We start from the raw sequence: 10,097 nt of genomic DNA, 5'->3' as shown, positions 1-10,097 counted from the left end.
AGTCTACTGTCGGCATCTTTTTTTGTTTCGTTTTTTTAGATGAGTAAAAAAATGAAAGTAAGAGATTTCTTGTTTTAAGCATTTAAATTTCAATATTTTAATTCAAAATAACAAAATTATTTATAAAAAATGAAAATAAGAAACAACTTCTAATTCAAAATTTTAATTTTGCTTACCGCTTACCGCTTACCGCTTACCGCTTACCGCTTACCGCTTACCGCTTACCGCTTACCGCTTACCGCTTACCGCTTACCGCTTACCGCTTACCGCTTACCGCTTACCGCTTACCGCTTACCGCTTACTCCCTACATAAAGGCAGGATAAAGGCAGGATAATGGCTGTAGAGTGTATGTAATGTATTTGAAATGAATTATGAAAATCGATTTTTTTTATCTTGAATTATTTGATGTAATTTTCATTAAAAAGTGGACTTTAAAAATTAGAAAAGCATATATATAATCAGAATGTAAATAAATAGTTTGACTACAATGAATAGAAAGTTAACTCAATTCTGATTTTACTTATTATTCAAACTCAAAATAATTTTTGTTCCAACATTATGTTTGCTCTCGATTCGCATTTCAATCGCTGACAATTTTGCCAATTGCGAAGCAATATTTAATCCTAATCCAGATCCTGAAATATTGAATGTTGAATCATTTTTAATTCGGAAAAATCGTTCTTGTACAAATTTCAAATCTTCGTCATTCATTCCAATTCCATTATCTTCAAAAATAAGGTTGTAAGAATTATTTTCGATTTTAGAGCAGATATTTATTTCGCCTTGTAGATTCGAATATTTGATGGCATTTGATAAAATATTATCAATTATGATTTCAAAAAAAGCTTGATAATTCTCTATTTCATAGATTTGAAGTTGATCTGTAGAAATTGAAATTTCTTTTTCTTGCAATAAAACATCAAAACGTTCAATTGATTTTAAAACTTCTGATTTCACTTCAAATAAAGAAGTTTTTAGTTCCAAACTATTATTTTCTACTCGCGAAAGCAATAAAAATTGTTCCACCAAACGATCCAAACGTTTGACTTGTTTCAGCGTATAATCTATTTTTTTATTGTATTGTTCAGGCGAGCGTTCGCGTCGAATCAAAATTTCCAAAGTTCCTTTTATAATCGCCAAAGGAGTTCGAAGTTCGTGCGAAGCATCGGCAGAGAATTGTTTTGCTTTTACAATTTGAAATTCTAGTCGATCTAAAAGTGAATTAATTGTTGTTGAGAGTTGAAATAATTCATCTTTATTTTTGGGTAATGCAATACGTTCTGATAGATTATTTTCTGTAATAGATTGCGCAGTATGTATAACGTTGAATAATGGTTTGATAGATTTTGAGGCAATAAAACGAGCGAAAATAAAAGTCAATAAAACCGAAATAGGAAAGATAAGAAGCAAAGCTGTTTTCAAATAATCCAATGCTAATTGGTTGTGTTTGGTCGAAATTCCAACAACTATATATCCAACAATTTCACCGTGATGAATTAATTTAGCTTGAGAAATTAGTAATTGAATCGAGTTGTATTCAGCATAAAAAGGTTTCTTTTCGGCTTCTTCTTTATTCCAATCCAATTTATTTTGAACCAAGTTCGGAGAACTCTCAATTAGATTAAAATCTTTGTCATATATCGATATAAAAACAGGATTTAAAGCAATATCTGTATGTTCTACTTCTTCCCATTCGCGCGGTTGAACATAGTTTTCTAAAGTAGGTTCATGTAAAACGTATTCAATATGGCTATTAATTTCTTCCTCCAATGTTTCGTACATTGTTTTGTTGATACCACGGTTAACAGAAAAATAAATCAAATAAAAGATAACCAGTAGAACAACCGAAAAAGCAAGGCTATAGAAAAGCGCAATTCTATTTTTAACGGATAATTTTTTAAACATCTTTCGAAATATAACCAACGCCACGAATTGTATGGAGACGTGGATCGTCTTTTTTTAGATTTAATTTTTTACGAATCGCATTAATAAAAACATCTATAACGCTTGTATCGTAATCAAAATGAATATCCCAAACGTTTTCAATAATTTCTTTTCGCGTACAAATTCGGTTTTTATTCTTGAAAAGATAAACCAAAAGTTGAAATTCTTTCAATGTTAATTCAACCAAATTGTTGTCTAAAAAAGCTTGATGAGTTTCTGTATTTAATGAAATATTTCCGAAATTCAAAATGTTATTCGATTCATTCTGACGAAGATAAACGTTAATTCGTGCAACTAATTCATTGAAATCGAAAGGTTTCTTAATGTAATCGTTTGCTCCAGCGTTCAATCCTTCAATTGTATCTTGAACTGTATCTTTTGCAGTGATAAAAATAATTGGTGTATTTTCATTTGGATTTTCAGTCGTTCGAATTGTTTTACAAACTTCTAATCCTGAAATGTTTAACATTGTCCAATCCAACAAAATAACATCAAATTTCTCTTTGTTTATTTTCAATAACGCATCTTCGCCACTTAAACAATGCGTTGGCGATAAGTTTTCTTCTTCTAAACCTTGAAAAATAAAATTGGCAATTCCCAATTCGTCTTCAACAATTAAAACTTTTGGTATGTTCATTTTCTAATTCGGAACAATAACATTCAAAGCGTTCGGAACAATCGAAACTTCGATAGAATTTTGGTTAAAAATAACAGCTTCTCCATCAACTTGCGCAACTGTTTTAGGTTCTTTTGAGTTGAATTTTACTGAATTTACTTGCAAAACTTTTGCTTGTTTCATTTTCTCAATTCGTTTTCCTAAAACATTAGCCGAAAATTGAATTTGCTGTATAAAATTAAGCTTTTTTACGGCAAGAAAGTCTAATTTTCCATCATTTAACTTTGCATTAGGAGAAAATGAAATGCCATAACCAGCTTCGTTAGAATTGGAGCAGAATACAAAATAAAAATCATCATCTAATGTATCTTGATCATCCAATTCAATCTTGAATTTTTTCGGTTGAAAGTTAAAAATTGCTTTTGTACTCGCTGTTACATAACCCAAAAAGTTTCGCGTTTTGTTTTGCGCATAATTGTTAATCACATCTGCATCAATTCCCAATCCCATATTACTGAAAAAGTAATTTTCGTTGATTTTTCCCGCGTCAATTTTATTGATTTTTGCATCAAGAATCGTATCAAAAGCTTTTATAGTCGATTTTGGAATATGCAAATTAGCAGCCAATCCATTGCCAGAACCAATCGGAATAATTCCCAAAGCAACAGAACTTCCAATCAAAGCTTGTGCAACTTCATTAATAGTTCCATCGCCGCCACAAGCAACTACTATATCAGGATTCTTGGCAAGAACTTGATTTGTTATTTCGGTTGCATGTCCGCTATTTTTAGTCAAATAAGTTTCGAAATCAACATTTTTATTCTTGAAATATTGTTGAATATCATTTTCAATTAGTTGTCCTTGTCCTTTTCCTGCAATAGGATTGATGATAAAAATAATTTTATTTTTCATTTAATAAATGATTGCTAAATAAATAATCGGCTGTTTGATAATTTGAAATAATCGAACGTTCAAAAACAGGATCGATTTTCGTATCGATTAGATTTTTATTAATCCATTTGTATTGATTAATTTTCTTTTGGTCAGATAAAATAGAAACATCATCACCTTTTTTCATTCCTAATTTAATGTAGGTTCCAACGAAAGAACGTGATTTGTATTGAGGATCAAAAATGTCTTTTCCATAAAATTGAGAAGTATATTTCCAATTGAACAATGAAAATAAAGTTGGGAAAATATCAATTTGAGATACTTCTTTGGTTACATTTTCATTTGCATGCGATTTCAAATTATAGATGAAAGCAGGAATGTGATGATTTTTTATATCAATTGCATCTTTACCAGCGCTACTTGCACAATGATCGGCAATAAATACAAAAACAGTATTATTGAACCATGGTTTTGTTTTGGCTTGTTTAATTAAATCTCCAATGGCATAATCAGAATATTTTACAGCGCCAGGACGACCTGTTCCAGAAGGAATATCAATTTTTCCATCTTCGTATGTATAAGGTTTATGATTTGAAGTTGACATAACGAATGCGAAAAATGGTTGTTTTGTTTTGTATTTTTCGTCAGCAACTTTTATTACTTTTCTGTAAATATCATCATCAGCAATTCCCCAAGCATTTTCAAAAGTTACTTCATCATCATTGATGTTAAAACGATTTGTATTGATTTTATCACTTAACACACTTCCTCGTCCACGATCATAAATATCAAAGCCATTTCCGCCATAAAATGCATTCATATTATCAAAATATCCATCTCCACCATAAAAGAACATATTATGATAACCTTTCGCTTTGAAAACATTCGAAATTGTATACAAGTTTTGATTATCAACACGTTTCACAATACTATTTCCAGGAGTTGGAGGAATAGATAACGTAACAGCTTCCATTCCACGAACGGTACGCGTTCCATTGGCATACATATTAGAAAAATAGATACTATTTTTTGCAATATCATTAAGATTTGGAGTGATAGATTTTCCGTTGAACTGTTCTTGTAAAAAAGAAGCGCTCATACTTTCCATTAAGACAAAAATAACATTTGGTTTTTCTTCAGCTTGCGAAGGATTATTCGCTAAGATTGTTCTTCGTATTGGATTTTTAAATTGTTGATCAAAAATTGTTTTCGAATCTTTCAATTCAGATTTTATGATTGTAAAAGCATCTTCAATCGGAATAGATTTATAATGTTCATCATATTTCAAATGATTATTTCGGAAAGCAGAAAAGAAAGAGAAAATTCCAGCTTTTGAGATTTCATTGTTGTAGCGATTCTCTGAAGTTGAACTACTATCATTATTCAAAAAGAACAACGAAATAAGTACAATGATTAAATTAAAAAGAAAAACACCAACTTTTTGACTTGCTTTTGGTTTATTATGAAATGTATTATAAAAAAACTTTCCTTTTTTTGTTGCAAAAATAGTTAAGCCAGTAATCAAAACAATTCCACCAATCAAAATTGGTAAAGGATAGGATTCTTGTATATTTTTTACAACTTCGTATGTATAAATTAAATAATCGACTGCAATAAAATTGAATCGACTTTTGAATTCGTCCCAAAAAGTAATTTCTGCAAAAAATGTGAAATAAATGATAACCAAATACAATGCATAAACGAAATACAGAAAAATTCGATCAAATAATGAATTGACGAATTTGTTTGGTAAAACCATAAAATAAAAGGACAAGAATAGCGTAAAACAGCTTACAACACTAATGTCGTACACTAATCCATAAAAAATAGTATGCAATAAAGAGCTGATATTCCAATCGAAATCGCTTTTTACCCAAATCGCAAAAATTAGGCGTAGAACAAACGAAATTAGTATAAATAACGAACTGAAAAATAGTAAAATACTATAACGATTTTTTGATATATTTTTAAACATTTTGTTTTTGAATTATGGCACAAATGTCTTGATATTTAAAAGATTATCCAGCTGTTGAAGCGAATCTTAAGCAAATCTTAAGTTTCAAATAAACGCTTGAGAAATAGAATTTTCAAACGTTAATAATTAGTAAAAAAATGGTTTTCATTAGAAATAGTTGTAAATTTGTAACTGGTTTATAAAGTAGGTAGAATGGAAGAGATATTAATAAATGAAAAAGAAGAAAAGTTTTTAATCTATTGGGAGAAACGTTTCTCTGTAATTTTTAAAGACAATACGAATTGGACAACTTTGTTTATGACAGTTAACAAAGCTACTTTTCCAGATTCATTAAATATAGATACGTTTTGTAAAAAAATTATGCAAGATTTTAATATGAAATTATCATATAAGTTCGATGAATCAGATAACGAATATGATTTGACAATCACAAGATAATTTTATAAAAAAAAAGAAAATCCTTATCAGAAATGATGAGGATTTTTTTGTAGCAAAATGTTACATTTGATTGATAATCACGACTAAGATTTAAGGAAAATATTTAATATAAAAATTAAATAAAATATTGTTGATTTAGATTTGATTTTACTAATAAAATGTTTAATTTTGCAATTCACTTTTAAAGGTGATTTAGTTTTTAAAGTTTACAACATTTGTATAGCTCATAATAAGGTTGAGCGTCTCTACGGCAGACCATAAACAATTGCCACTACAAATGAATTTTTTTTCTAAAAATAGGTAGTGAACCACCAGAATTAGAAAATAATTTGTTTGTTGATGTAGATAATACAAATGGTCTAAACACATTAAACCAAATAGTACAGCAAACAATACAATGAACCAAAGACTTTTCATTCAGAAGAAATCGAATTTTGACGTTATCAGTCAGAAGACTACAATAGAACTCAGAAACCTTGTACCTCAAATTGTGTGCAAGGTTTTTGTTATTTATGATCTATTTAATATAGAAGAAAGCCAGCTACAAGAGGTTCAAAATAAGGTGTTTGTCGATCCTGTGACGGATATTGTTTTCAAACATGTAGAAGATGCAATTAACGAAAGCATTCCTTATTCTAAAAACTACTTTGCAACAGAATTTTTACCAGGACAATATAATCAGCGCGATGATTCTTCAGAACAATGTTTAGTTTTGATGAATGTTGAAAATGTTACGGTAAAATCAGGTTTACTTTATGTTTTCAATGATGATTTGTCTGCGGAAGATTTAAATAAAGTAAAAGATTATTTAATCAATCCAATTGAATCTCGAGAAAAAGATCTTTCGAAAATGGAAATTCCAGCGAATCCAGAAGCGACAGAAGTTCCAGTTATCGAAGGTTTTATTTCTGCTGATGATAATCAATTACAAGAAATTTACAAACAATACGGATTGTCGTTAGAGTTAGATGATTTAGTTTTTATTCAAGATTATTTCAAATCTATCAACCGAAATCCAACTGAAACAGAATTAAAAGTTTTAGACACATATTGGTCAGATCATTGTCGTCATACAACTTTTGAGACTGAAATTACAGACATTGAATTTAATTCTAAATTCAACGAAACGCTTCAAAAAACATTCGATTATTACCAACAAATTCGTCAAGAATTAGGAACGAAGAAACCAATTCGTTTGATGGATTTAGCAACTGTTATGGGGAAATATCTTTCGCGTACAGGAGTTGTTAAAAATATTGATGTTTCAGAAGAAATCAATGCATGTTCTATTGTCGTTCCAATCGATGTAGACGGCAATGAAGAAGAATGGTTACTACAATTCAAAAACGAAACACATAATCACCCAACAGAAGTTGAGCCATTTGGAGGAGCTTCGACATGTGTTGGAGGAGCAATTCGCGATCCTTTAAGTGGACGTTCTTACGTTTTCCAAGCAATGCGTATTACAGGAGCTGCAAATCCTTTAGAAAAAATTGAGGATACTTTACCAGGTAAATTACCACAACGTAAAATATCAAAAGAAGCAGCAAATGGATACAGTTCGTACGGAAACCAAATTGGTTTAGCTACAACTTTTGTAAAAGAAATTTACGACGAAGGATACAAAGCAAAACGTATGGAAGTTGGTTTTGTGGCTGGAGCTGTAAAAAAAGAATATGTTCGTCGTGAAGAACCAGTTGCCGGTGATAGAATTATTTTATTAGGTGGAGCAACAGGTCGTGATGGAGTAGGAGGAGCTTCAGGTTCTTCTAAAACACATGATGGGTTAAAATTAGACGATTTATCAGCAGAAGTACAAAAAGGAAATGCAATTGTAGAACGTAAAATTCAACGTTTATTCCGAAATCCAGAAGTCTTAGCATTAATCAAAAAATGTAACGATTTTGGTGCAGGAGGAGTTTCTGTGGCAATTGGTGAAATTGCACGAGGAATTAATGTCGATTTAGATTTAGTTCCATTAAAATATGCTGGATTAAACGGAACAGAATTAGCGATTTCTGAATCTCAGGAACGTATGGCTGTTGCCGTAGAAGCAAAAGATGTGGAAACTTTTATTGCATTAGCAAAAGAAGAAAACCTTGAGGCAACTTGTGTTGCCGAAGTAACGGGAGATGATACAATGACTTTGGTTTGGAAAGGAACAAAGATTGTTGAATTGGACCGTAAATTTTTAGATACAAATGGAGTTCGTAAACAAGCAAAAGTTGAGGTTACGGATGAAGAATATAAAAATCCTTTTGAGAATAAAACATTCAATAAAGAATCGTTTATATCAATGATGCAAGAGTTAAATCATGCATCACAGAAAGGTATGGTAGAAATGTTTGACAACAACGTTGGACGTTCTACTATTTTAAATGCTTTTGGAGGAAAAACAATGGATTCTCCAGAAGATGTTTCAGTACAAAAATTCCCAACAGATGGATTTACAAATGCAGTTTCAATCGCTTCATTTGGTTATAATCCTACAATTTCTCGCTGGTCAAATTATCACGGAGCTTACTTTGCAGTAATCGATTCGATGACAAAAATTGTCGCAGCAGGAGGAAATTATGCAGATATTCGTTTAACTTTTCAAGAATATTTTGAAAAATTACGTGATGAAGCTAAACGTTGGGGGAAACCATTTGCAGCTTTATTAGGAACAATCGAAGCTCAAAAACAATTCGGAATTCCTGCTATTGGAGGAAAAGATTCGATGTCTGGTTCTTATCAAGATATTGATGTGCCACCAACATTGATTTCTTTTGCAGTTGCGCCTTCTAAGGCAGAAAAAATTGTACAAGGAACTTTAGTTGACAAGAACTCGAAACTTTCAGTTTTTATTCCAACATTAACAGAAGAGTATTTAATCGACGAAGCAAATGCAAAATCTATTTTTGATTTTATTGGAACAATTAATTCTGATGTAAAATCAATGATGACAGTTAAGTTTGGTGGAATTGCAGAAACGTTAGCAAATATGGCTTTTGGTAATGAAATCGGATTTGAAATCAAAACAGATTTAGATTTAGCAAAATATTATCCAGCTTCAATTATTATTGAACATTCAGAGGATTTAAACATTCCTGCTGAAATTGCTCAAAATTACCATGTTCTAGGTCAAACAAATAATTCTACTTCATTCAATTTTAATGGAGAAGAAATCAATTTGAAAGAATTGAAACAACAATGGAAAGAAACATTCAATTCATTGTTTCCATACAAATCAAATTCTGAAACAGTAATAGAACAAAAAGATTTAAAAGCTGATCAAATTTGTTTTGCCTTTGCAGGACATAAAGTCGAAAATCCGAAAGTTTTTATTCCAATTTTCCCAGGAACAAATTCAGAATACGATTCAGCCAAAGCATTCCGCAGAGAAGGAGCAATTGTTTCTACTTTACCTTTCCGTAATTTAACGCAACAAGATGTTGAAGAATCGGTAGATGCTTTTGTAAATGAAATCAATCAAGCAAATATTTTCTTTATTCCAGGAGGTTTCTCAGCAGCTGATGAGCCAGATGGATCAGGTAAATTTATCGCAACAGTTTTACGTAATGAGAAAATTAAAACTGCCATTCACAATTTATTAGAACGCGATGGATTGGTTTTAGGAATCTGTAACGGTTTCCAAGCTTTAATTAAATCTGGATTATTGCCTTATGGTCGTATTCAAGATTTAGAAGAAGATACACCAACATTAACATTCAACGAAATTGGTCGCCACATTACGCAATTAGCCAAAGTAAGAGTAAATAAATCACATTCACCTTGGTTAAAAGGAATGGAAGGACAAGAATTTTGGATTCCATTCTCGCATGGAGAAGGTCGATTTGTAGCAAATGAGGTCGAATTAGAAAAACTAATTGATAAAGGACAAATTGCAACGCAGTTTGTAAATTTAGAAGGTGAATTGGCAGGACAAATGCCATATAATCCAAATGGATCTACTTTTGCGGTGGAAGGAATTGTATCGCCTTGTGGAAAAGTATATGGAAGAATGGGACATCCAGAACGTTACGAAGAAGGATTATTCAAAAATATACCAGGAAATGGATATATGAATATTTTCAAAAATGCGGTTGAGTATTTTAGAGGATAATAAGTTTTCCGAAATTAGAAGTTAGAGATTAGTTAGAAAAAAAATCTAAATACTAAAATCTAACATCTAAATACTAAGAAAAAAAACAAACAACAAACAAATACCAATTTCGATCCTGAACCAATCG

At 30.9% G+C, this 10,097-nt stretch carries 6 protein-coding genes and 1 riboswitch; of the genes, 2 read left to right on the top strand and 4 right to left on the bottom strand.

From position 1 onward, the window contains the following. Window positions 1-517: 517 nt before the first annotated feature. Genes ACMHJW_RS09200 through ACMHJW_RS09185 form a run of 4 tightly spaced genes read right to left on the bottom strand, consistent with a single transcriptional unit; the run spans window position 518 to window position 5,427 of the window. Window positions 518-1,906, bottom strand: a complete 1,389-nt coding sequence (locus tag ACMHJW_RS09200) for a histidine kinase dimerization/phospho-acceptor domain-containing protein (RefSeq protein ID WP_413533114.1) — start codon at window positions 1,904-1,906, stop codon at window positions 518-520. Then, complete coding sequence (locus ACMHJW_RS09195) at window positions 1,899-2,582, bottom strand: response regulator transcription factor (protein ID WP_413533113.1); 684 nt, start codon at window positions 2,580-2,582, stop codon at window positions 1,899-1,901. Before ACMHJW_RS09195 ends, ACMHJW_RS09200 begins: the two co-directional genes overlap by 8 nt. Window positions 2,583-2,585: 3 nt before the next feature. Then, complete coding sequence (locus ACMHJW_RS09190; protein WP_413533112.1) at window positions 2,586-3,473, bottom strand: diacylglycerol/lipid kinase family protein; 888 nt, start codon at window positions 3,471-3,473, stop codon at window positions 2,586-2,588. Beyond that, the gene (locus tag ACMHJW_RS09185) at window positions 3,463-5,427 is read right to left on the bottom strand and encodes an LTA synthase family protein (protein WP_413533111.1); all 1,965 of its coding nucleotides are present in this window, start codon (window positions 5,425-5,427) and stop codon (window positions 3,463-3,465) included. Before ACMHJW_RS09185 ends, ACMHJW_RS09190 begins: the two co-directional genes overlap by 11 nt. Window positions 5,428-5,619: 192 nt before the next feature. Between ACMHJW_RS09185 and ACMHJW_RS09180 the strand changes: the two genes are divergently transcribed. Beyond that, window positions 5,620-5,865, top strand: coding sequence for a hypothetical protein (locus ACMHJW_RS09180; protein WP_413533110.1), 246 nt, complete (start codon window positions 5,620-5,622; stop codon window positions 5,863-5,865). Window positions 5,866-6,060: 195 nt separating this feature from the next. Next, window positions 6,061-6,159: riboswitch (purine riboswitch) on the top strand. Window positions 6,160-6,262: 103 nt separating this feature from the next. Beyond that, window positions 6,263-9,970, top strand: a complete 3,708-nt coding sequence (locus ACMHJW_RS09175) for a phosphoribosylformylglycinamidine synthase (protein WP_413533109.1) — start codon at window positions 6,263-6,265, stop codon at window positions 9,968-9,970. Window positions 9,971-10,097 lie beyond the last annotated feature (127 nt).

The organism is Empedobacter brevis, from assembly GCF_965118635.1.
GTDB classification, from domain to species: Bacteria; Bacteroidota; Bacteroidia; order Flavobacteriales; family Weeksellaceae; genus Empedobacter; species Empedobacter brevis_A.
This window is presented reverse-complemented; position numbering and strand designations above follow the sequence as displayed.